The sequence below is a fragment of the Hydrogenophaga defluvii genome (assembly GCF_042665235.1).
In the GTDB taxonomy this organism is placed as follows: domain Bacteria; phylum Pseudomonadota; class Gammaproteobacteria; order Burkholderiales; family Burkholderiaceae_C; genus Hydrogenophaga; species Hydrogenophaga defluvii_A.
This window is the reverse complement of sequence record NZ_JBHTBZ010000046.1, coordinates 20,575-41,462: the sequence shown is the minus strand read 5'-3', so window position 1 is coordinate 41,462 and position 20,888 is coordinate 20,575. Positions and strand designations below refer to the sequence as shown.

At 67.4% G+C, this 20,888-nt stretch carries 18 protein-coding genes; 4 read left to right on the top strand and 14 right to left on the bottom strand.

Annotated features, from left to right (window positions below; genetic code table 11):
- Positions 1–6: 6 nt before the first annotated feature.
- Complete coding sequence (locus ACFQU0_RS15620) at positions 7–1,362, bottom strand: histidine kinase dimerization/phospho-acceptor domain-containing protein (RefSeq protein WP_382202392.1); 1,356 nt, start codon at positions 1,360–1,362, stop codon at positions 7–9.
- The gene (locus tag ACFQU0_RS15615; RefSeq protein ID WP_382202390.1) at positions 1,359–2,057 is read right to left on the bottom strand and encodes a response regulator; all 699 of its coding nucleotides are present in this window, start codon (positions 2,055–2,057) and stop codon (positions 1,359–1,361) included. The genes ACFQU0_RS15620 and ACFQU0_RS15615 overlap by 4 nt, the downstream gene beginning before the upstream one ends.
- Before the next feature lie 125 nt (positions 2,058–2,182).
- On the opposite strand from ACFQU0_RS15615, the gene ACFQU0_RS15610 reads away from it, so the two are divergent.
- Positions 2,183–2,884, top strand: a complete 702-nt coding sequence (locus ACFQU0_RS15610; protein WP_382202481.1) for a phosphatase PAP2 family protein — start codon at positions 2,183–2,185, stop codon at positions 2,882–2,884.
- On the opposite strand, the gene ACFQU0_RS15605 is transcribed toward ACFQU0_RS15610, so the two are convergent.
- The 5 genes from ACFQU0_RS15605 to def are packed head-to-tail and all read right to left on the bottom strand — an operon-like array spanning position 2,851 to position 5,918.
- The gene (locus ACFQU0_RS15605; RefSeq protein ID WP_382202388.1) at positions 2,851–3,186 is read right to left on the bottom strand and encodes an AzlD domain-containing protein; all 336 of its coding nucleotides are present in this window, start codon (positions 3,184–3,186) and stop codon (positions 2,851–2,853) included. The two genes, ACFQU0_RS15610 and ACFQU0_RS15605, sit on opposite strands and share 34 nt — an antisense overlap.
- The gene (locus ACFQU0_RS15600) at positions 3,179–3,922 is read right to left on the bottom strand and encodes an AzlC family ABC transporter permease (protein WP_382202387.1); all 744 of its coding nucleotides are present in this window, start codon (positions 3,920–3,922) and stop codon (positions 3,179–3,181) included. The genes ACFQU0_RS15605 and ACFQU0_RS15600 overlap by 8 nt, the downstream gene beginning before the upstream one ends.
- Entirely contained in the window at positions 3,912–4,883 is a 972-nt protein-coding gene (gene fmt, locus ACFQU0_RS15595; RefSeq protein WP_382202385.1) for a methionyl-tRNA formyltransferase, read from the bottom strand. The genes ACFQU0_RS15600 and fmt overlap by 11 nt, the downstream gene beginning before the upstream one ends.
- A gap of 19 nt (positions 4,884–4,902) precedes the next feature.
- Positions 4,903–5,403, bottom strand: a complete 501-nt coding sequence (locus ACFQU0_RS15590) for a hypothetical protein (RefSeq protein ID WP_382202383.1) — start codon at positions 5,401–5,403, stop codon at positions 4,903–4,905.
- Positions 5,400–5,918: a peptide deformylase gene (gene def / locus ACFQU0_RS15585; protein WP_382202381.1), complete on the bottom strand. Its 519-nt coding sequence runs from the start codon at positions 5,916–5,918 to the stop codon at positions 5,400–5,402. Before def ends, ACFQU0_RS15590 begins: the two co-directional genes overlap by 4 nt.
- 227 nt (positions 5,919–6,145) lie before the next feature.
- Between def and ACFQU0_RS15580 the strand changes: the two genes are divergently transcribed.
- The 3 genes from ACFQU0_RS15580 (at position 6,146) to ACFQU0_RS15570 (ending at position 9,407) form a co-directional block, all read left to right on the top strand.
- Complete coding sequence (locus ACFQU0_RS15580) at positions 6,146–7,396, top strand: LysM peptidoglycan-binding domain-containing protein (RefSeq protein ID WP_382202379.1); 1,251 nt, start codon at positions 6,146–6,148, stop codon at positions 7,394–7,396.
- Positions 7,397–7,445: 49 nt separating this feature from the next.
- Positions 7,446–8,555, top strand: coding sequence for a DNA-processing protein DprA (gene dprA / locus ACFQU0_RS15575; RefSeq protein ID WP_382202377.1), 1,110 nt, complete (start codon positions 7,446–7,448; stop codon positions 8,553–8,555).
- A gap of 126 nt (positions 8,556–8,681) precedes the next feature.
- Positions 8,682–9,407 (top strand): hemerythrin domain-containing protein, encoded by a 726-nt coding sequence (locus ACFQU0_RS15570; RefSeq protein WP_382202376.1) that lies wholly within the window; start codon positions 8,682–8,684, stop codon positions 9,405–9,407.
- A 6-nt stretch (positions 9,408–9,413) separates the two neighbouring features.
- Here ACFQU0_RS15570 and ACFQU0_RS15565 read toward each other — a convergent pair whose 3' ends face one another.
- From ACFQU0_RS15565 to ACFQU0_RS15535, 7 genes are all read right to left on the bottom strand, one after another.
- The gene (locus tag ACFQU0_RS15565) at positions 9,414–10,742 is read right to left on the bottom strand and encodes a GAF domain-containing protein (RefSeq protein ID WP_382202374.1); all 1,329 of its coding nucleotides are present in this window, start codon (positions 10,740–10,742) and stop codon (positions 9,414–9,416) included.
- Positions 10,739–11,242: a hypothetical protein gene (locus ACFQU0_RS15560; RefSeq protein WP_382202372.1), complete on the bottom strand. Its 504-nt coding sequence runs from the start codon at positions 11,240–11,242 to the stop codon at positions 10,739–10,741. The genes ACFQU0_RS15565 and ACFQU0_RS15560 overlap by 4 nt, the downstream gene beginning before the upstream one ends.
- A gap of 20 nt (positions 11,243–11,262) precedes the next feature.
- Complete coding sequence (locus ACFQU0_RS15555; RefSeq protein WP_382202371.1) at positions 11,263–13,563, bottom strand: DUF1631 family protein; 2,301 nt, start codon at positions 13,561–13,563, stop codon at positions 11,263–11,265.
- Positions 13,564–13,632: 69 nt separating this feature from the next.
- Positions 13,633–14,595: a protein translocase subunit SecF gene (secF, locus tag ACFQU0_RS15550; RefSeq protein ID WP_382202369.1), complete on the bottom strand. Its 963-nt coding sequence runs from the start codon at positions 14,593–14,595 to the stop codon at positions 13,633–13,635.
- Between the two features lie 15 nt (positions 14,596–14,610).
- The gene (gene secD / locus ACFQU0_RS15545) at positions 14,611–16,503 is read right to left on the bottom strand and encodes a protein translocase subunit SecD (RefSeq protein WP_382202367.1); all 1,893 of its coding nucleotides are present in this window, start codon (positions 16,501–16,503) and stop codon (positions 14,611–14,613) included.
- 127 nt (positions 16,504–16,630) lie between these two features.
- Entirely contained in the window at positions 16,631–16,954 is a 324-nt protein-coding gene (gene yajC, locus ACFQU0_RS15540; protein WP_382202365.1) for a preprotein translocase subunit YajC, read from the bottom strand.
- A gap of 153 nt (positions 16,955–17,107) precedes the next feature.
- Positions 17,108–20,677, bottom strand: a complete 3,570-nt coding sequence (locus tag ACFQU0_RS15535) for an indolepyruvate ferredoxin oxidoreductase family protein (protein WP_382202363.1) — start codon at positions 20,675–20,677, stop codon at positions 17,108–17,110.
- Between the last annotated feature and the right edge of the window lie 211 nt (positions 20,678–20,888).

The window sequence follows — 20,888 nt, the reverse complement described above, 5'->3', positions numbered from 1 at the left end:
CTTCCCTTAACCGTTTGCCGCCTGGGTCGGCCAGGTGATGCGCCAGCCGTGTGACCACTCGGCGGTGGGTGGTGCGGGCTGCAACTCGGCACCGTGTTCGGTGGCGATGCGCCGCACCAGGGTCAGGCCAATGCCGAGGTTGTGGCCAGGCTGTGCCGGGGTGGATGCGTTTGTGGGACCACCCCCGTCGTCGAGCACGTCGATGCCGTAGGCGTTGGCGCTGCGCCAGGTGCGCACCAGCACCTGGGTGCCGCGCGGCGTGTGGCGCAGGGCGTTGTCCACCAGGTTGCGCAGCGCCAGCTCCAGCATCAGCGGGTGGCCGTGGGTTTGTTGGCCCGGTGCATCGTCTTGCAGGCCCAGCTCGCGCCCACCTTCAAACGCGGCCTGGGCGTGGTCGGCGATCACGGTGGAGGCCAGGTCGGCCAGTCCCACCGACACCATGCCTTGCCGGTTGAGGCCCTGGGCTCGCGCCAGTTCCAGCAACTGCGACAGGATGCGGCCGGCGCGCAGGGCGTCGCGTTCCACTTGTGTCAGCGCTTGCGCACGTTCGGTGGCGTCGCCGCTGCTGCGTGCCAGCTGGGCTTGCCAGACCAGTGCGGTCAGTGGCGTGCGCAACTCGTGTGCCACGTCGGCCGCAAAACCGCGCTCGCGCCGCACCTGGTCTTGCAGGTTCTGCACCAGGGTGTTGATGGCGTGCACCGTGCCCTGGAGTTCCACAAAACGGCGTTCATCGGGAAGGTGGTTGCCGCTGTGCAGATCGAGCGCTGCCACCTGGCCCGCCAGCCGGCGCAAAGGGCTGAGGCCTCGCTTGAGGGCCCAGGCCAGCAGCAGCGCCACCAGTGGCAGCAACACCAGGGCGGGGCGCACGATGTGTTCAGCGATGTCGCGGCCGAGCGCCGCGTGTGCTTGGGTGGGCACCAGCACCACCGCACGGCGCGGCGTGCCGTGATCGGTCGCGTCCTGCACCCACATGCGCCATTCGCCGGGCAGGCCGGGCAGGCGCAGGCGGTGCAGGCCGGCGCGCAGGTCGGTGGGCAGCTGAGGCTGCAGCCCGTGGCTGTCCAGGCGCAGGTTGGGGCCGCTCCAGAGCAGCACGGCCCATTCGCTGGTGTAGGCCTCTTTGCGTCGGGTCAGGGCGGTGGCGTCTCGCACAGGGGTGGCAGACGCGGCTTCGGGCCACTGTGCCGCCGGCAGCGCCAGCCAGTGGCTGGCCACCGATTTCAGCTGCCCTTCGGCGATTTCCTCGGCCTCGTGGTAGCCGGTGTAGAAGGCCACGCCCGCGAGGGTGAGCCACACGGCGGTGGTGGTGCCCAGCACCCACCACCACAGGCGAAGCCACAGGCTTTGGGGGCGCGACGTCATGCCACGTCCTTGGGCATGAAGTAGCCGACGCCGCGCACGGTTTTGACGATGCCGTCGCCCAGCTTGCGCCGCAGGTGGTGGATGTGGACCTCCAGCGCGTTGCTCTCCAGCCCTTCGTCGAAACCGTAGAGCGATTGCTCCAGCCGGTCGCGGCTGAGCACCTGGCCACGTGCCTGCCACAGGGTCATCAGCACCGCCCACTCCTTGGTGCGCAGTTCCACCGGCTGGCCGGCGCGCGTCACGTGCCGCGTGGCGGGGTCGATGGCCACCTCGCCGATGTGGATGAGCGGGTTGGCGCGGCCGGCGCTTCGCCTAAGGGCCACGCGCATGCGGGCCAGCAGTTCATCGGCGTCGAAGGGTTTGACCAGGTAGTCGTCGGCCCCTTGGTCCAGGCCGGCAATGCGGTCGGGCACGGCGTCGCGGGCCGTCATGATCAGCACCGGCAGGTCGGGGTGGGGCAGGCGCACCTGCCCAGGCGTGGCGGCGGGTTGGCGGCGCAGGCGTTGCAGCAGGTCGCCGCCGTCGCCATCGGGCAGGCCCAGGTCCAGCAGCATCAGGTCAAAGGCCTCGGTCTGCAGTGCCGACCACGCGTGGGCCAGCGTGGCGCAGTGGTCCACCGCATAGCCCACGCCTTTGAGCATGGCCACCAGGCCGCCGGCAATGCCGGCATCGTCTTCCACAATCAGCACGCGCATAGGGGCAAAGGGTAGGCGTTGTAGGGTGTCAGTGTAGTCACCCGGTATTCGAGCCTGCCTGGGTTAAGCCCGGCTTAATCGCGGTCGCTTGCAATCCGCGCATGCGTTGGAATTCCTTTTTGTCTGTGCCCGCGGTGCGTGCCGGTGGGCTGCTGTTGGTGGCTGCGTTGCTGTGGGATCTGGGCGGACAGGACATGGCCGTGATGCACTGGTGGGGCGATGCCAGCGGCTTCGCCTTGCGCCACCACCCTTGGCTGGAACGCTATGCCCACGATGGCGTGCGCCGGCTGCTGGTGGCCGTTTTGCTGATCGGCTTGGTGGTGTTGGCGCTGGGCCGTGGGCCGGTGCGCGGCTGGTCGGGCCGCGAGCGGCTGTCTGTGGGCCTGGGCGTGCTCGCGGCTTTGCTGGTAGTAAACGTGATCAAACGCGCCAGCCTGACCAGTTGCCCTTGGGACTTGGCCGAATTCGGCGGACCGGCACAGTACGTGTCGCACTGGGTGCTGGGGCTGGCCGATGGCGGCGGGGCACACTGTTTCCCGGGTGGGCATGCCTCGTCGGCGCTGGCCTTTGTGGGCGTGGCGCTGCCTTGGCTGAGTGGCCGGCGCGGCCCCGGCCGGACGGGGGCGCTGCTGCTGGTGGCGCTGTTGTTGGCCGGCGCGGCGTTGGGCGCAGTGCAGACGGCGCGTGGCGCCCACTACCCCAGCCACACCCTGTGGACCATGGTGATTTGTTATGCCGCCAACGCTGCCGTGTGGTGGGCGGTGCACCGCGTTGCGGCGGTGCGCGAACAGGCTTACCAGCCCAGCCCGATGTGCAGCGGCAGGTAGACCGCCATGCCACTGACGATGGTGCCCAGCACCCCGCCGCGCCAGAAGAACCAGGCCGCGCCCACCGCGGCCGCGTACAGCCGGGCGTCTTGCCAGGTGCTCACCCAAACCCCTTGTGTGGTCAGCACCTCGGGCGCCACCACGGCCGACAGCGCCGCCACCGGCGCATAGCGCAGGCCACGTTGCGCCCAGGCGGGCAGGGTCCAGGGGCGGTCGGAAATGAAGAACAGCGAGCGGGTGACCACGGTGATCACCGCCATGCCGATGATGCTCATCAGCGAGGTCCAGGTGATGTCAAACATGGCGGGCCTCCTCATGCGGGCCGGTTTTGCCCGTGGCCTCCAGCACCAGGCAGATGGCCACCGCACTGGCGATGGCGACCAGGATGTTGAGTTTGAGCGGCAGGGCATAGGCCACCACCGCCGCGCTGGCCGCCACACCGGCCGACACCGCGCGCAGCCGGGACGTGACCAGCGAACAGCCCACACCCAACAGGGCCAGGATGCCGGCAAAGCCCAATCCCCATGCCGTCGGAATGGCGTTGGCCAGCGCCACACCCAGCAGGCTGAACACCATCCACGCACCGTAGTTGATGGCGCAGTTGCCGGCCAGGTAGGCGTGTTGTGCCAGCTGCTGCGCTTCGTTCTGCGGGGCGTGGGGGTAGCGCCTGGCAAAGTACACGTAGGTCAGGTCACCGGTAAGGTAGCCCGTGACCAGGCGCTCCCAGCGGGGCAGGTGCATCATGTGTGGGCGCAGGTGGACCGAAAACACGATGAAGCGCAGGTTGACGCAGAAGGCGGTGGCCAGGATCACCCAGATGGGCGCACCGGCGCCCAGCAACGGGATGGCGGCGAGCTGCGCGCTGCCGGCGTAGACCAGCAGCGTCATCAGCGAGGCCTCCAGCGGGCTCAGGCCCGACTTGACCATGGCCACCCCTGTCATCAGCCCCCAGGCGGCGATGCCCATGGCCACCGTGGCCTGGTGTTGCAGCCCCAGCCGGTACTCGGGGTGCTCGCGGTAGATGCGCTTAAGAAACATGGTCGGGCCCGGTGGCGCCCAGGCGTTGGCCAGGGTGCAGGTCGGCCCCTTGCAGGAAGGCGGTGGCGGGCAGGCGTTTGCCGCCCGCACGCTGCAGTTCCGTCAGCCGCAGCACACCCTGGCCGGTGGCCACACGCACCCCTTGTGCGCTGGCTTCGAGCACGGTGCCTGGGGGGGCGTCGGATGCGCCGGGTTCAGCGAAGGCCGCCCAGATCTTGAGGTTTTCTTGGCCTTGGTGGGTGAGCGCGCCCGGAAACGGGTCGAAGGCGCGCACCCGGCGCGCCAGCACCTCGGCCGGCAAGGACCAGTCGATCAAGGCCTCGTGTTTCTCGATCTTGTGGGCGTAGGTCACGCCTTCGGCGGGCTGGGACGTGCGCCTCAGCTGCTCCAGGCGCGCCAGCGCGTCCACGATCAGGCGGCCACCCAGCGCCGCGAGCTTGTCGTGCAGGCGGGCCGTGTTGTCGTCGGCGGCGATGGGCAGGGTTTCCATCAGCAGCATGTCGCCGGTGTCCAGGCCAGCGTCCATTTGCATGATGGTGACGCCGGTCTCGGCGTCACCGGCTTCGATGGCGCGGTGGATGGGCGCCGCACCCCGCCAACGCGGCAGCAGCGAGGCGTGGATGTTCAGGCAGCCTTTGGCCGGGGTGTCCAGCACCCATTGGGGCAAGATGAGCCCGTAGGCGGCCACCACCATGGCGTCCAGGCCGGCGTCGCGCAACAGCCACTGTGCGGCCTGGGCGTCGTCGGGGTATTTACCGTCCAGGCGCAGGCTGCGCGGTTGGGCCACTTGCAGGCCATGGTCCAGTGCCAGCAGTTTCACGGCCGATGCCTGCAGCTTCATGCCACGGCCAGCCGGGCGGTCGGGCTGCGTCAGCACCAGTGGGACTTCGTGGCCGGCTTCCAGCAAGCGCTGCAGGGCCACGGCGGCAAATTCCGGCGTGCCGGCGAATGCGATTTTCATGGGGCGTTGGTTTGACAGCTCACTCGACGAAGCGGTCGGACGGCTCGAATTCGGGTTCGTCGGTGGTCAGCAGCTGGCGCACAGTGCCACCCGGATCCAGGTGCACATGCAACTGCCTGCGGCGCATATTGTCCAGGAAGCGGTAGGTCCAGATTTCCCCTTCGAAGCGCGCCACGCGCTCGACCAAGGCCGGACGACCGTAGCGCATCAGCACGTCATCGCGGCGCCAGCTACCAACTTGAATGTGGGCGAAGTCGTTGGGTTCCAGCACCTGTTGCGTGTGGGTCAGCCGGCCGTTGGCATCGAAGTCGAGGTTGTGCACCCAGGGGCCGGCGGGCTGGTAGGAGTATTGCAGGCGCTCGCCGTCGGGCAGGCGGTGCACCGCGCTGGGCGGGCCGAGTCGGGCCAGGGTGTCGTCGCGGCTGCTGCCCAGGGGCATTCGGTCGGGCGTGGCGCAGGCGGCCAGCAGCGCGGCGAGCATCGCCAGCACAGGCCACAGCAGCCAGCGCCTGGGTGTCATTCGCGGGCCTCGCGTTCGGCCTTGAGCAGCTTGGTTTTGATGCGGTTGCGCTTGAGCGGCGAGAGGTATTCCACGAAGACCTTGCCCATCAGGTGGTCCATCTCGTGCTGAATGCACACGGCCAGCATGCCTTCGGCCTCGATGGTACGCGGCTGGCCTTCGCCGTCCAGCGCGCGCACGCGCACTGCAGTGGAGCGCTCCACGCCGTCGTAAATGCCAGGCACCGACAGGCAGCCTTCCTCGCCCTTGCGGGTTTCGGGGCTGGCCCACTCGATCTCGGGGTTGATGAGCACCAGGGGCTGGTCGCGTTCTTCGCTGACGTCGATCACGATCAGGCGCTGGTGCACGTCCACCTGGGTGGCGGCCAGACCGATGCCGTTGGCTTCGTACATGGTGGCCAGCATGCGCGGGATGAGCGCACGCACGGACTCGTCCACGGCGGCCACGGGTTTGGCGACGGTGTGCAGGCGGGGATCGGGGTAACGCAGGATGGGGAGCAGGTCGGCGGACGGCATGGTGAACAAGGCAAAAAAGTGTGAGCGCGCGAGACGGCGGTTCCCTTCAAATGGGGACGCTGGCGCGGATTTGTAGCTATTTTCGCCACTTTTGAGTCGGACCGAGTGGGCGCTCGGGCCTAATCATTGCCTAATCAAGGGCTTGGGCGCAAAATCAAACGCAAATTGTCAAGAAATGGTGGGCGCCGACGTGCCTGGGTGCCGCCCGCCAGCAACAGGGCTTCAACATGCCGTTTTCCCCTTTTTGTACGCGTCCGACCGCCCGCCATGTGGCGCTGGCCCTCGGCACGGCGGCTTGGCTGGCTGCCGGTGTGGTGCAGGCCCAGTCGGCCACCCAGCGTTATCCCATCACGCCACAACAACGCGACACCGCGCAACAGGTGGCGCAGGCCGGCGTGGCGCTGAGCGAGTTGGCGCCCAATGCGCCCAGCAGCCACACGGTACAACGCGGTGACACCTTGTGGGGCATTTCGGGCCTGTTCCTCAAGAGCCCCTGGCGTTGGCCCGAGCTGTGGGGCATGAACCTGCAGGCCATCCGCAACCCGCACCTGATTTACCCTGGCCAGAAGCTGGTCCTGGACACCTCCAGTGGCCGCGCCATCCTGCGTTTTGCCCAAGACAGCACGGGTGGTGTGCCCACAGTCAAGGTGTCACCGAGGGTGCGCTCCGAGAGTTTGGCCGACAGCGCCATCCCGGCGCTGTCACCGCAGCAGATCGAGCCCTTCCTGACCGAAGCCATCATCGCCGATCAGGACTCGCTGGGCGACGCACCGCGCATCGTGGCCGCCCAGGAGGGCCGTGTGTTGCTCAGTCGTGGCGACCGGGCCTATGCCCGTGGCCTCACCGGCTATGGCACACAAGGCACGGCGCTGAGCATGGACCCGGGGGAGCCGCGCGCCTTCCGCGTGTTCCGCAACGTCACGCCCCTGAAAGACCCCACCACCGGCGACGTGTTGGGTTATGAGGCCAAGTTCCTGGGACGTGCCACGCTGGTGCGGCCCGAGGAAATGCGCGAGACCCCGGGCAGCGGCGGCAAGTCCACGCTGGAGCTGGTGCCTGCCACCATCGACATCGTGCAGACCAAGGAAGAAATCCGCGCGGGCGATCGATTGCTGCCCGAGCCGCCGCGTGCCTTCCGCAACTACGTGCCCACCGCAGCGCCAGCCGATGTGAATGGCCAGGTGGTGTCGGTGTATGGCAACGCCGTCACCTACGCCGGCCAGAGCCAGGTGGTGGTGATCAACCGTGGGACAGAACACGGCCTGCAGCCGGGCCACGTGCTGGCGGTGTTGCTCAACAGCACCAAGGTCACCGACACCACCGACAAGCAGCGCGTGCAAATCCAGTTGCCCGGTGAGCGCAATGGCCTGATGATGGTGTTCCGCACCTTCGAGCGCGTGTCGTACGCGCTGGTGCTGGAAATCGCCGACGGTGTGACCGTGGGCGCCCGGGTGATCAGCCCCAACCCCAGTCCCTGACAGGGCAGGCTGAGCGCACAAGACAAAAAAGACATCGCAGGGAGGCGCCGTGGAGCGCGACGAACTGGGCGCCTGGTTGCGCCTGCTGCTCACGCCTGGCGTGGGCAATGCCACCGCACGCCAGTTGCTGGCGGCTTTGGGTGGCCCTCATCAGGTCTTTGAGCAATCCCCCGCCGTGCTGGCTTCGCTGGTCGGGCCGCGTCTGGCCGATGCGCTGTTGACGCCACCGCCCGAATGGGTCAGCCAGCTCAGCACGACCTGGGCCTGGTTGCAGGCCGGTCCGGCCCACCATGTGCTGAGCTTGGCGGACGCAGGCTACCCTCCCGACTTGCTGCAGATGCCCGATCCGCCCACGCTGCTCTTCGTGCAGGGCAGCCTGGCCGCGCTGGCCCACCGGCAGCGGGTGGCCGTGGTGGGCAGCCGCAACCCCACACCCCAGGGCCAGCTCAATGCGCGCGAGTTCGCGCGCGCCTTGGGCCACGCCGGTGTGTGTGTGGTGTCGGGCCTGGCCCTGGGGGTGGACGGCGGCGCCCACGAAGGCGCGCTCGATGCCGGCGCCCCCACCGTTGCCGTGGTGGGCACCGGGCTGGACCGCGTGTACCCCGCGCGGCACAAGGCGTTGGCGCACCGCATTGCCGCCACCGGCGCGCTGATCAGCGAGTATCCGCTGGGCACGCCGCCGCTGGCGCCCCACTTTCCCAAGCGCAACCGGCTCATTGCCGCGCTGGGGCAGGGCACGCTGGTGGTGGAGGCGGCGCTGCAGTCGGGTTCGCTCATCACCGCCCGTTTGGCGGCCGACATGGGGCGTGATGTGTTTGCCATTCCCGGCTCCATCCACTCGCCGCAGTCGCGCGGCTGCCATGCACTGATACGCCAGGGTGCCAAGCTGGTGGAGTCGGCGCAGGACGTGCTGGAAGAGTTGCACGTGTTGCCGCCGGCCGATGCCGCTGCCCCCGCCGACGAGCCCCCCGAGGTGCCCGCAACAGGCGATGCGGCTTTGCTGGCGGCACTGGGTCACGACCCGGTGGGCCTGGACGCGCTGCAAGCCCGCACCGGTTGGCCCACGGCGCAGCTGCAGGCGGCGCTGCTGGAACTGGAGTTGGTGGGCGAGGTCGGGCGCTTGCCTGGCGGGTTGTTTCAACGCGTGGGCCGCGTCTGAGTCGCTGTTTAAGAAATTCTTAGGGAAGCGTTAAGCGCTATTTAGCAGCGCGCTTGGGACCCCATTTTTAGACTGCATGGCAGGCACGGAGGCGCACGGTGCGCCACCGCCCACCCGGAGTTTTTCATGCAATTCAACGCCCTTGAAATCAGTGCCGTGGCCCTGTCGGCCGCCACCGCCGCCGCCCCCCGGCTCGACCTCTACGCCGGTATCCACAAGGCCTTGCGCGCCGCCATGAGCGATGCCTTGCTCACCCTTGGCCGCTGCGACACGCAGGACCCCGTTGAGGTGTCGGCCATGGCGACCACCCTGCGCGAACTGCTGTTTTTTTGTGAGCAGCACGTGCTGCACGAAGACCGCTTCATGCACCCCGCCCTGCACGCCCGCGCGCCGGGGGTGAGCGACCACGCCGCCGACGACCACCACGGCCACCTGGAGCACATTGCCATGCTGCGCGCCGAGGTCGACGCTCTGCTGGCGCGTGCGCCCGCCCACCGCGAGTCCGCAGCCCTGGCGCTGTACCGCCGGCTGTCGCTGTTCGTGGCCGAGAACTTCGAGCACATGCTGATCGAGGAGACCCGCCACAACGCCGCCCTGTGGGCGCACTACAGCGACGCCGAGCTGGCCGCTCTGCACGACGCGCTGCTGGCGTCGATTCCGCCACAAGAGATGATGGCCACGTTGCGTTGGCTGGTGCCCTTCATGGCGCACGGCGAGCGCTGCGCCTTGCTGGCCGACATGCGTGCCCACGCGCCGGCGCCGGCCTTCGAGGCGGCATTGGGTGTGGTGCGGCCGCACCTGAGCGAGCGCGACTGGGGCAAGCTGGTTCAGGCCCTCGGCCTGCCCGCCTGAGCGCCATCACCCCTGGGTCAGCACCACCTGCCCTGACACGCAGAGGCGGAAGCGGCCGCGGCCGGTTTTCTCCAGCCGCAGGCCCACGTTCTGCTCCAGCAGGCGGCGTTGCAACAGCAGCAGTCGCGCCTCCAGGTTGTCCACCACATCGGGCAGGCCCAGGCTGGGGTCCAGCCGCAGCTCGCGGTTGGAAAACTCGGTGCGGCCGTGCGCGGCATGGTCGCGCAGCAGCTTGCACAGGATGGCGCCTGCCACCCCTTTGATGAGATAGCTGCCGTTGACGAACACGCTGTGGTTGGCCAGAAAGCAACGCACCTGCAGCACCGCCGGTGTCTGTGGGCAGGGGCCGGTGTCGGTCGGGGGGGCTTCCGGCGCATCGCCATGGGCTTGGAGGTGGGCCAACGTGGCGCCCACCTGGCCGGCCAGCGCCACCAGCATGTCTTCGTCTTCAAAGCTGAAGCGCATGTCCTGCCCGCTTTCCACGAACAGCACGCCCAGCAGCCGGCCCGCGCAGCGCATGGGCACCGCCATCTGACTGCGCGGCTCGGGCAGGCCGGGGTAGGGGATTTCCTGGCCCAGCGCCGCATCGGCTTCGCCCAGTCCGCTGCGCACCGCCTGGCTGTAGCGGTAGGCGCTGGTCAGGTGGTTGACGCGCACGGCGGTTTGCTCCTGCGCGGCCACGCCGATGACGCCGTCGCCCAAGGCAATTTCTGACCCCACCCCGGACAGCGGGTAACCACAACTGGCCACGGTGTAGAGCGAGCTGCCCGCTTCGTCGCACAACAACACCATGGCGTGGGGCATGTCCAGAGGGCCACGCAAGGTATCGATCAAGGTGTTGAGCAGCGCGTCCAGCGAGGTGCTGCGGCTGAGCTGGTCGCTCGCGCGCCGCAGCAGCGCCAGTTGGCCGCTGCGCTCCGGTGGCGCAGGCAGGGGCTGGCCGTCCACGGCTTCGATGCCCAGCACCGCGTAGATGTCGGACCCGCGCAGGCGGAACACCTCGGCCAGGCCTTCGTGTGAGGCGATGCCGGCCAACTGCGCCTTCATGCCTTCGAACACCGGGCCGCTGGTTTCGGTGCGCAGGTAACGCAGGTGCAGGCGGTAGAACTGCGCGGTCTGCGGGTGCAACACCAGCACCGTGGCCTGGGGCTGGGCCAGGATGTTCTGGCGCGTCTTGTTGAAAAACTGGAAGGACAGCGCCACGTGCGCCTCGTCCACGTAGAACACCTGTGACAGGTAGGCCACGTTGGGCGTGCCGTCGGCCGAGCAGGTGGCCATGGTGGCGGGGACCGCACCTTCCATGCAGGGGCGCAGGGCGCTCAGCGTCAGGCTCATGTCCCCACCCCCGGCGTCATCAACGGTGTGCCGGCGCGTGGCCCGGGGCTTTGGTCGAAGGCCTGTTCGGGGCAGAAAACGATGGCCACCACATCGTCGATGCGGTGGGCCAGCATGGCCTGGGTGAAGGTGGGCGGGAAGCCCACCGCACCGACCTCACGTTCCATGGATTCGCGGTAGCGCTGCAGGATGGGCAGGTCGCTCACCGCCATGGGGCGCAAGCTGACCTGACGGCTCTTGAGCTGCAGCGTCTGGTGGCTGGCCGGTGAACTGAAGACCACCGCCACCTGGCCGGTGTGGGCGATGTCATCGAGCAACTGGCCGGCCTGACTGCTCGACACGTAGACCGTGACCTCGCGCCCACCGTCGGCCACATGGCTGCCCACCGCACGCATGAGGCTGGGCACACGTGCCGCGCTGGCAGACGCGACGATCACCGACACCCCCCGTGCCATCAGTGCGAGGTATTCAGGGGGCAGCAGGGGGGTGGCGTCGGTCATGGTGAGGGACGCTCGGTGGCTCAGGCGAGCAGGCGTTCGGGGTTGGCGTCGAGCTTGTTGAGTGCGTCGCGGGTGGCGCGCAGCGTCAGCGTTTCGGCTTCGCAGGGCTTGAGCAGGCCGGCTTCGAGGTAGCTGGCCACACGGCCTTGCTGCAGCAAAAAGCTGCGCCGCTCGGGGCCGGCAAACAGGAAGAGTTGCTTTTGTGGGCTGCGCCACGACAGCTGCACCAGGCTGGCAAAGCCGTTGTGGCTGAGCTCGAACCAGGCGCCGCGCTCCAGGCCCTTGGCCCAGGCCCGCAGCGCGGCCGAGATTTTCTGTTCGGTGTCCGGCACCACCACGATGTCCGAGGCGTCCACGCCGGTGATCATCTCGATGCTGTACTGGTCGAGCTTGATCTGCTCGACCTCGGTGTCGGCCAGGTAGGCGTCGAGGCTGCCCAGGCGCTGGGTCATGTCTTGCAGCCACTGGTCGGACAAGGGTTGGGTGCGGGCCATGAAGGCCTCCACCAGCGCGTCGCTCACGCGTTTGATGTGTTGGTCCTGCAGCGCGGCCGTCAGCCCCAGCAGCGTCATGCCTTCGCGCAGCCGCGCCATCAGGCCGGGCAGGCGGCCAATCACCTTGGCGCGTTCTGCGCGGGTCGGCTTGGCGCTGGCCATCCACAGCAGTTCGCCGGCCACGGCACGGAAACCGGTGGACACCTCGTGCTGCGCCCCATGACGCACCGTGGCCACGGCCAGCACCTCGGTCCAGACGTGGAACAGGAAATCGCGCACCGGTTCGGCCACCGGCGCCTGGCCCAGCAGCTTGCGCAGTTCGATGGTGAACTTCACCGTCAGCGTTTCCTTGAGCTCCACCTGCTCGGCCAGGTTGGCCAGCTTCTGGGTTTCGCCGCGCTCCAGCAGGTGCTGCGAGAGGAAAGCCTCGAACTCCTTGTGGACGATCTCGAACACCTTGCGGCCGGTCTCGGGGTATTGCTCCACCACCTGCACGATGCGGCGCATCTCCGCTTCCAGCGGCTCCAGCGAGACGCCGGCGTCAAAGCCCATCACGCAGGCGCCCATACGGTCGAGCAGCAGGCGCGCCGGGTGGTCGGTGCTGCCCAGGAAATCCGCGTCCACCAGCGCCACACGCAGCACCGGCATCTGCAGCCGCGCAAACCACACACGGATGCTGGGCGGCAGGCGCTCCTCGGCCAGGATGCTGTCGAAAATCAGCGCCACCACTTCGATGACGGCTTTGTCCTGCTGGCTGGACGCGGCCTGTTTGAGCGCGCGTGTCTGCTGCCGCAATTCGGCCACGCCGGCCTGGTAGGCCTCGGGTGCGATGGCACCGGCGTCGGCCGCACGCAAGGCGCCTGGCGTGGGCGGGTGGGGCATGGCCACCATCAGGGTGGTGGCGTCGGCACGTGCCTTGTGGGACGGCGCCGAACCGCCGCCACCCGGTGTGCCAGCGTCCGGCCCGCCCGCAACACCTGGTGTGGGGGTGCCCGCGCTGGTGGGGGTGGCAGGGCCCATCCAGCGCGCCGCCGCTGGGATGTGATCGGCCAACAGCTGGCGCATGCGCTGCGTCATGTCCTGCAGCTTGGCGGCCACCGGGCTCATGCCCGCAGCGGGCGCGCCCGGCGGTGGGTGGGTGGGTGCTGGCCCGGTGGCGGCCGCGGTCCCATGGGCGGGCAGGGGGGCGCCGTCACGTCCACGCCGCACCAGCGCACGCAAATCGATGTGAGGCAGCACCCCTTGCTGCAACAGCCAGGCGTTGGCCAGGTGGCAGGCTTCGTTGAACACCTGGGCCAGGCGGCGCTCCACCACCGGCTGGCAGTGGAGCCAGTCGTCGCGCGTCAGCCCGACGTCCGACCACGCCCCGAGCATGGCCTGTGTGATGTGTGCGGGCTGCACCGTGTCGTTGTGGGCCAGCTCGTGGGTTTGCTCCAGGTGTTGCAAGCGCAGCCGCAGGTCGTTGAACTCGTCCTGTGCCGGGGCTGCCAGCGTTTGGGCCAGCCGCCCCGCGAGGATTTGTATCTCCATGTCCTCTTCTTCGAGCAGGCGCAATTCGCTGCCCAAAGGTGTGCCCGAGGTGGAACTGGGTGCCTGCTCGAGCAGGCGCTGCCCGGCGGCGCGCTGCCAGGGGAGGGCGCGTGTCAGCCAGCTGCGGCGCAGGTTGTCTGCCAGCTGGACTTTGTCGCTGCTGGCACCCGGTTCGGGCAGCTTGTCCAGCAGGGTGGCGATGTCCTTGACCACATCGGGCAGCGCCTTGAGCACATGGCGCAGCAGCAGGCGCCTGGCCTGCTGTGCGTGGGATGTGTGTGTGGAGGCGTCTGACACTTCAGCTGTGGTTCAGGGTGTGGGCCTCGATTGTCCCCGAGAAGCGCGAGCGTGCGCCGCCCCCGTGTGTCAGACCACGGCGCCCGCGTTCGGGTCGTTGGGGTCTTCCTTCTTGCCGCTGCCGCCACCGCCACCCTTGATGAGGTCTTCGCGTTTGATGCCCAGCCACATGGCGATGGCCGCCGCCACAAACACCGAGGAGTAGATGCCGAAAAGGATGCCAATGGTCAGGGCCAGGGCGAAGTAGAACAGCGTCGGACCGCCGAACAGCAGCATGGACAGCACCATGATCTGGGTCGAGCCGTGGGTGATGATGGTGCGGCTGATGGTGGAGGTGATGGCGTGGTTGATCACGCCCACCGTGTCCATCTTGCGGTATTTGCGGAAGCTCTCGCGGATGCGGTCGAAGATCACCACCGACTCGTTGACCGAATAGCCCAGCACCGCCAGCACGGCGGCCAGCACCGCCAGCGAGAACTCCCACTGGAAGAAGGCAAAGAAGCCCAGGATGATGATGACGTCGTGCAGGTTGGCGATGATGGCCGAGACCGCGTACTTCCACTCGAAGCGGATGGCCAAGTAGATCATGATGCCCAGGATCACGACGCCCAGCGCTTTGAGGCCGTCTTCCACCAGCTCCTGGCCCACTTGTGGACCCACGAATTCGGTGCGGCGCAGTTGCACTGCCGGGTTCTGGGCCTTGAGCGCGGCCAACATCGCCTCGCTCTGCTGGCCCGATGTCTGGCCCTGCATGGCCGGCAGGCGCATCAGCACGTCGCGTGAGGTACCAAAATTCTGCACTGGCACGTCGGCGTAGCCCAGGCCCTCGACCACTTTGCGCACCGCTTCCAGGTCGGCCGGTTGTTCGTAGGCCACCTCCATCACCGTGCCACCGGTGAATTCCACCGACAGGTGCAGGCCACGCGTGACCAGGAAAAACACCGCCAGTGCGAAGGTGACAAATGAAACCACGTTGAAAACCAACGCGTGTTTCATGAAAGGGATGTCCTTGCGGATCTTGAACAGTTCCATCGCGTGTGCTCCGCTTCAATCGGCCTTGACGGCAGGGGTCTTGACGGCGTCGTTCGCCGGTTTCCACACGGTGCCGATGGACACCGACTTCAGGCGCTTTTGGCGGCCATACCAGAGGTTGACCAGGCCACGCGAGAACAACACGGCCGAGAACATGCTGGTGAGAATGCCGATGCAGTGCACCACGGCAAAACCACGCACCGGGCCGGAGCCAAAAGCCAACAGCGCCACACCGGCGATCAGGGTGGTGATGTTGGAGTCCAGGATGGTGGCCCAGGCGTGTTCGTAGCCGGCGTGGATGGCCGCCTGCGGCGACGCGCCGTTGCGCAGTTCTTCGCGCACACGTTCGTTGATCAGCACGTTGGCGTCGATGGCCATGCCCAGCGCCAGCGCCATGGCGGCGATGCCGGGCAGGGTGAGGGTGGCCTGCAGCATGGACAGGACGGCCACCAGCAGCAGCAGGTTCAGCCCCAGCGCCAGGCTGGAGAACACGCCGAACAGCGCGTAGTAAATGCACATGAACAACACGATGACGGCAAAGCCCCACATCACGCTGTTGAAGCCTTTTTCGATGTTCTCGGCGCCCAGGCTGGGGCCGATGGTGCGTTCTTCGATGATCTCCATGGGCGCGGCCAGCGAGCCGGCGCGCAGCAGCAGGGCGGTGTCGTTGGCCTCCACCGTGCTCATCTGGCCCGAGATCTGCACCCGCCCGCCGCCAATTTCGCTGCGGATCACCGGTGCGGTCACGACCTCGCCCTTGCCCTTTTCGAACAGCAGGATGGCCATGCGTTTGCCCACGTTCTCGCGGGTCACGTCGCGGAACACGCGTGCGCCTTTGGCGTCCAGCGTCAGGTGCACGGCGGCCTCCTGGGTCTGGCTGTCGAAGCCGGCCTGTGCGTCGGTGAGGTTCTCGCCGGTGAGCATCGCTTCGCGTTTGGTGATGACGGCGCGCCCTTCGCGGTCCAGGTGGCGTTCCGAGCCAAACGGCACCGGCCCGGTGCCACGCTCGGCGGCGCGGCCTTCGGCGCTTTCGTCCACCATGCGCACTTCCAGCGTGGCGGTGCGACCCAGGATGTCTTTGGCCTTGGCCGTGTCCTGCACGCCGGGCAACTGCACCACGATCCGGTCGGCGCCCTGCTGCTGGATCACCGGTTCGGCCACGCCGAGTTCGTTGATGCGGTTGTGCAGGGTGGTGATGTTTTGTTTGAGCGCCTGTTCCTGCACACGGCGGGCCGCTTCGGGGCGCATGCTCACCCGCACCACCAGGTCATCGCCAGGGGTGGCTTCGGCCACCAGCAGGTCGAGGAAGGTGTCTTGCAGCAGGTTGACCACCGGTTGGCGCGTGTCGGCTTCGCGCAGGCGGATTTCAATTTGCTGGCCGCTGCGCGAGAGGCCACCGTGGCGCAGGCCCTTGTCACGCATGGCGGTGCGCAGATCGCCCACCAGGGTTTCGACGCGCCGGTCCAGGGCCGCCGCCATGTCCACCTGCAGCATGAAGTGCACGCCGCCACGCAAATCCAGGCCCAGGTACATGGGGGCGGCGTGCAGCGATGCCAGCCAGGCGGGGGTGCGCGGCAACAGGTTGAGCGCCACCACATGGCTGGGGTTGGCCGGGTCGGTGTTGAAGGCCCGTTCCAGCGCATCGCGCGCCTTGAGCTGGTCGTCGGTGCTGTTGAAGCGCGCCTTGACCGAGTTGCCGTCGAACTGCACCAGCGCGGCTTGCAGGCTGTTCGCCGCCAGCGCTTCTTCCACCTTGGTGACGGTGCCGGTGTCGACCTTGACCGTGGCCTTGCCCGCCGACACCTGCACCGCAGGCGCTTCACCAAAGAAGTTGGGCAGGGTGTAGATCACACCGATCAACAGCGCAACCACCAAGATCGCGTATTTCCAGAGCGGATAACGATTCATAAGAGAGCAAACCTCAAAAGCCGGCGCGCGGGGAATTCATCCAAGGGCACCGCAGATCCGGCTCCGCCGGTCTGCCAGTGCCGCCCCCTTGAGGGGGTGACGCGCCGCAGGCGCGGCGCGGGGGGGGTCAAAACTTCACGGTGCCTTTGGGCAGCACGGTGGCCACCGCGCTGCGTTGCATCTGGACCTCAACGCCGCTGGCAAGTTCCACACTGATGTAGGTTTCGCCAATTTTGGATACTTTGCCCAGCATGCCACCGGCGGTCACCACCTCGTCGCCCTTGGCCAGCGCGTCCACCATGGACTTGTGCTCTTTTTGTTTCTTCATCTGCGGGCGGATCATGACGAAGTACAGCACCACAAACATCAACACCAGGGGCAGCATGCCCAGCAGCGTGTCTTGGGTGCTGCCGCCAGCGGCGGCTTGGGCGTAGGCAGAAGAAATGAACACAGCGGATCTCCAGTTCGAATCAATGAGGGCTCAAGCGAAACGCACGGCCCAGCCGCTGCCCCGCTTGAAGGCAACCGGGGATTGTATTCGGCTGGGTTGTCGGTGGCCGAATGACCCCGCCAGGGCGCGGCGGGGTCACGGGTTTGTCGCTTGTCAGGCGGCCTGGCGCACCGCCGGGTCACGCCACTGGGCCATCAGGCCGTCCCAGCGGCTGCGGGCGGCGCGTGCGTTGCGTTCCTTCACATGGCCAAAGCCCTTGATCTGCTCGGGCAGGCGGGCGATGTCCAGGGCCAGTGCGTGGTTGCCGGCGTTCAGGCCGCGCAGCACCTCGTCGATGCTGGCGCGGTAGTCGGCGATCAACTGGCGCTCCATGCGGCGCTCCTCGGTCTTGCCGAACACGTCCAGCGCGCCACCGCGCAGGCCTTTGAGTTTGGCCAGCAGCTTGAACGCGGTCAGCATGGCCGGGCCGTACTTCTGCTTGATCAGCTCGCCCTTGTCGTTCTTCTTGGCCAGCAGGGGCGGCGCCAGGTGGTAGTTGAGCTTGAAGTCGCCTTCGAACATCTGGGCAATGCGCTCGTGGAACGCCGGGTCGGTGTGCAGGCGCGCCACCTCGTACTCGTCTTTGTAGGCCATGAGCTTGAACAGGTTCTTGGCCACGGCCTCACTCAAAGACGTTTTGCCCAGGGCACGTTCGGCCTGCTGCACCTGTGCCACGAAGCTGCGGTAGGTGTCGGCGTAAGCAGCGTTCTGGTAGCCGGTGAGGAACTCGGCGCGGCGCGCCACGATGCTGTCCAGCGTTTCGCGTTTTTTCAACTCAATCACCTGGGCCGGCGACAGCAGGGCTTGCACCCGCGCCCAATCGTGGGCGGCCTGGCGGCCCCATTCGAAGGCGGTCTTGTTGGCCTCCACCGCCACGCCGTTGAGTTCGATGGCGCGGTACAGCGAGGCGCGCTCCAGCGGCACCCAGCCCTTTTGCCAAGCGTAGCCCAGGATCATGGGGTTGACGAAGATGGTGTCGCCCATGAGTTTGCTGGCCACGGCGTCCGCGTCGAACAGGCCCAGGTTGGCGGGTTCGCCCACGGCCTGCGCCACGTTGGCCACACACTGCTCGGCCGGGTTCTCCCAGTTGCCGTTTTTCACGAACGCCGCCGTGGGCGTGCTGTGCGTGTTGAGCGCCACGTGGGTGCGGCCGGCACGGATGCGCAGCGTGGTTTCCTTGTTGGCGGCCACAATGGGGTCGCAGCCGATGATGAGGTCGCCCCCGGCCATGCCCACGCGGGTGGTGCGGATGTCGTCCTGGCGGTCGGCGATCAGCACGTGGCTCCAGGTGGCGCCGCCCTTTTGGGCCAGGCCGGCAGCGTCCTGCGTGACGATTCCTTTGCCTTCCATGTGGGCGGCCATGCCCAGCAGCTGGCCGATGGTGATGACGCCGGTGCCGCCCACGCCCGCCACCACAATGCCCCAGGCCTGTTCGGTGGGGGGCAACACGGGCTCGGGCAGGGCGCCCAGTTCCACGGGCGAGGCTTTGGCCGCGCCTTTGGCTTTCTTCTTGAGTTGGCCACCTTCCACCGTCACGAAGCTGGGGCAGAAGCCCTTGGTGCAGGAGTAGTCCTTGTTGCAGGTGCTCTGGTTGATGGTGCGCTTGCGGCCGAACTCGGTCTCCAGCGGCTCCACGCTCAGGCAGTTGCTCTGCACGCCGCAGTCGCCGCAGCCCTCACACACCAGCTCGTTGATGACCACACGCTTGGCCGGATCGACCAGGGTGCCGCGTTTGCGGCGGCGGCGCTTTTCGGTGGCACAGGTCTGGTCGTAAATGATGACCGTGGTGCCCAAGATAGAGCGGAATTCGCGTTGCACCGCGTCCAGCGTGTCGCGGTGCTGGATGGCGATGCCGGCGGGCAGGCCGCTCACGCCAGCGTATTTCTCCGGCTCGTCGGTGACGATGGTGATCTTCTGTGCGCCTTCGGCCCGCATGCTCTGCGCGATCTGCACCACGCTGTGGCCTTCGGGGCGCTCGCCCACCTGCTGGCCACCGGTCATGGCCACGGCGTCGTTGTAGAGGATTTTGTAGGTGATGTTCACCCCGGCGGCGATGCTCTGGCGCACCGCCAGCAGGCCGCTGTGGAAGTAGGTGCCATCGCCCAGGTTGGCGAACATGTGCTGGTCGTGGCTGAAGGGCTGCTGGCCCACCCAGGGCACACCCTCACCGCCCATCTGGGTGAAGCCCACGGTGTCGCGGTCCATCCAGATGGTCATGAAATGGCAGCCAATGCCAGCCATGGCGCGCGAGCCTTCGGGCACGCGGGTGCTGGTGTTGTGTGGACAGCCGCTGCAGAACCAGGGCTGGCGCTCGGCGCTGCTCAGCACCGGCACCGCCTTCATGGCGTTTTCCTTGGCCTCCAGGATGGCCAGCTGGGCGTCAATGCGGGCGGCCATGTCGCCGTCCACGCCCAGTTTTTTCAGGCGTTTGGCGATGGCGCGCGCGATGATGGCGGGCGTCAGGTCGGCGTTGGCGCGCAGCAAGGTGTTGGCGCTGGGGTTGGGCACGCTCCATTCGCCGCCCGAGAAGTCGCCCTCCACCTCGTCGAACTTGCCCAGCACGTTGGGGCGCACGTCACCGCGCCAGTTGTACAGCTCTTCCTTGAGCTGGTATTCGATGACCTGGCGCTTTTCCTCCACCACGAGGATCTCGCGCAGGCCGGTGGCAAATTCGCGTGTGGTCTGTGCCTCCAGCGGCCACACCACGGCCACCTTGTGCAGGCGGATGCCTAGAGCGCGGCAGGCGTTGTCGTCCAGGCCCAGGTCCAGCAGGGCCTGGCGGGTGTCGCTGTAGGCCTTGCCGCTGGCGATGATGCCCAGTCGGTCGTTCGGGCCTTCGATCACGTTGTGGTTCAGGCGGTTGGCGCGGATGTAGGCCAGGGCCGCGTACCACTTGTAGTCGAACAGGCGGGCTTCCTGGTCCAGCGCGTGGTCGGGCCAGCGGATGTGCACGCCACCCGGCGGCATCACAAAGTCGGGCAACACGATCTGCACCCGCTCGGGGTCGATCATGGCGGTGGCGCTGGACTCGACGATTTCCTGGATGGTCTTCATGCCCGCCCACACGCCGCTGAAGCGGCTCATGGCGAAGGCATGCAGGCCCAGGTCCAGGATTTCCTGCACCGAGGCCGGGAAAAACACCGGCAGGCCGCAGGCCTTGAAGATGTGGTCGCTCTGGTGGGCGGCCGTGCTGCTTTTGGAGATGTGGTCGTCACCCGCCACCGCAATCACCCCGCCCCAGGGTGTGGTGCCGGCCATGTTGGCGTGTTTGAACACGTCGGAGCAGCGATCCACGCCTGGGCCTTTGCCGTACCAGATGCCGAACACGCCGTCGAACTTGTTGCTGCCGGGCGGCGCAAAACCCAGTTGCTGCGTGCCCCACAGCGCGGTGGCGGCCAGTTCTTCGTTCACGCCCGGCTGGAACACGATGTTCTGCTGCTTCAGGTAGGGCGCGGCCTTTTGCAGCGCCTGGTCGTAGCCGCCCAAGGGCGAGCCCCGGTAGCCGCTGATGAAGCCGGCGGTGTTTTTGCCCACCAGGGCGTCGCGCTGGCGTTGCAGCATGGGCAGTTTCACCAGGGCCTGCACCCCGCTCATGAAGGCGCGGCCGTGGTCCAGGCTGTACTTGTCGTCCAGCGTGACGGTTTCCAGGGCTTTGCGGATGTGTTCGGGCAGCGGTGCGTTCAAGACAGTCTCCTGCGTGGGCGCCAGCCTTATGGGCCGGTGTTTTTTTGGGGGCTTGGCCTGGGTGTGGCCGGGTTGAAATTGAACGCAAAGTGTATGTCTCGTCGCCAGATATGTCTTTGCGTTTCATGCCTCCAAAAACGCGACTTGACAAAGATTCTTGCGCCTCCATTGACAAATTGACAAATTTCTACAGAATTCGCGCACCTGGGGC

Bases quoted from the DNA above. Each gene is read 5' to 3' on its own strand.
- ACFQU0_RS15620 (WP_382202392.1), bottom strand. From the start codon at position 1,362: ATGACGTCGCGCCCCCAAAGCCTGTGGCTTCGCCTGTGGTGGTGGGTG.
- ACFQU0_RS15615 (WP_382202390.1), bottom strand. From the start codon at position 2,057: ATGCGCGTGCTGATTGTGGAAGACGATGCCGGCATTGCCGGCGGCCTG.
- ACFQU0_RS15605 (WP_382202388.1), bottom strand. From the start codon at position 3,186: ATGTTTGACATCACCTGGACCTCGCTGATGAGCATCATCGGCATGGCG.
- ACFQU0_RS15600 (WP_382202387.1), bottom strand. From the start codon at position 3,922: ATGTTTCTTAAGCGCATCTACCGCGAGCACCCCGAGTACCGGCTGGGG.
- fmt (WP_382202385.1), bottom strand. From the start codon at position 4,883: ATGAAAATCGCATTCGCCGGCACGCCGGAATTTGCCGCCGTGGCCCTG.
- ACFQU0_RS15590 (WP_382202383.1), bottom strand. From the start codon at position 5,403: ATGACACCCAGGCGCTGGCTGCTGTGGCCTGTGCTGGCGATGCTCGCC.
- def (WP_382202381.1), bottom strand. From the start codon at position 5,918: ATGCCGTCCGCCGACCTGCTCCCCATCCTGCGTTACCCCGATCCCCGC.
- ACFQU0_RS15580 (WP_382202379.1), top strand. From the start codon at position 6,146: ATGCCGTTTTCCCCTTTTTGTACGCGTCCGACCGCCCGCCATGTGGCG.
- ACFQU0_RS15570 (WP_382202376.1), top strand. From the start codon at position 8,682: ATGCAATTCAACGCCCTTGAAATCAGTGCCGTGGCCCTGTCGGCCGCC.
- ACFQU0_RS15565 (WP_382202374.1), bottom strand. From the start codon at position 10,742: ATGAGCCTGACGCTGAGCGCCCTGCGCCCCTGCATGGAAGGTGCGGTC.
- ACFQU0_RS15560 (WP_382202372.1), bottom strand. From the start codon at position 11,242: ATGACCGACGCCACCCCCCTGCTGCCCCCTGAATACCTCGCACTGATG.
- secF (WP_382202369.1), bottom strand. From the start codon at position 14,595: ATGGAACTGTTCAAGATCCGCAAGGACATCCCTTTCATGAAACACGCG.
- secD (WP_382202367.1), bottom strand. From the start codon at position 16,503: ATGAATCGTTATCCGCTCTGGAAATACGCGATCTTGGTGGTTGCGCTG.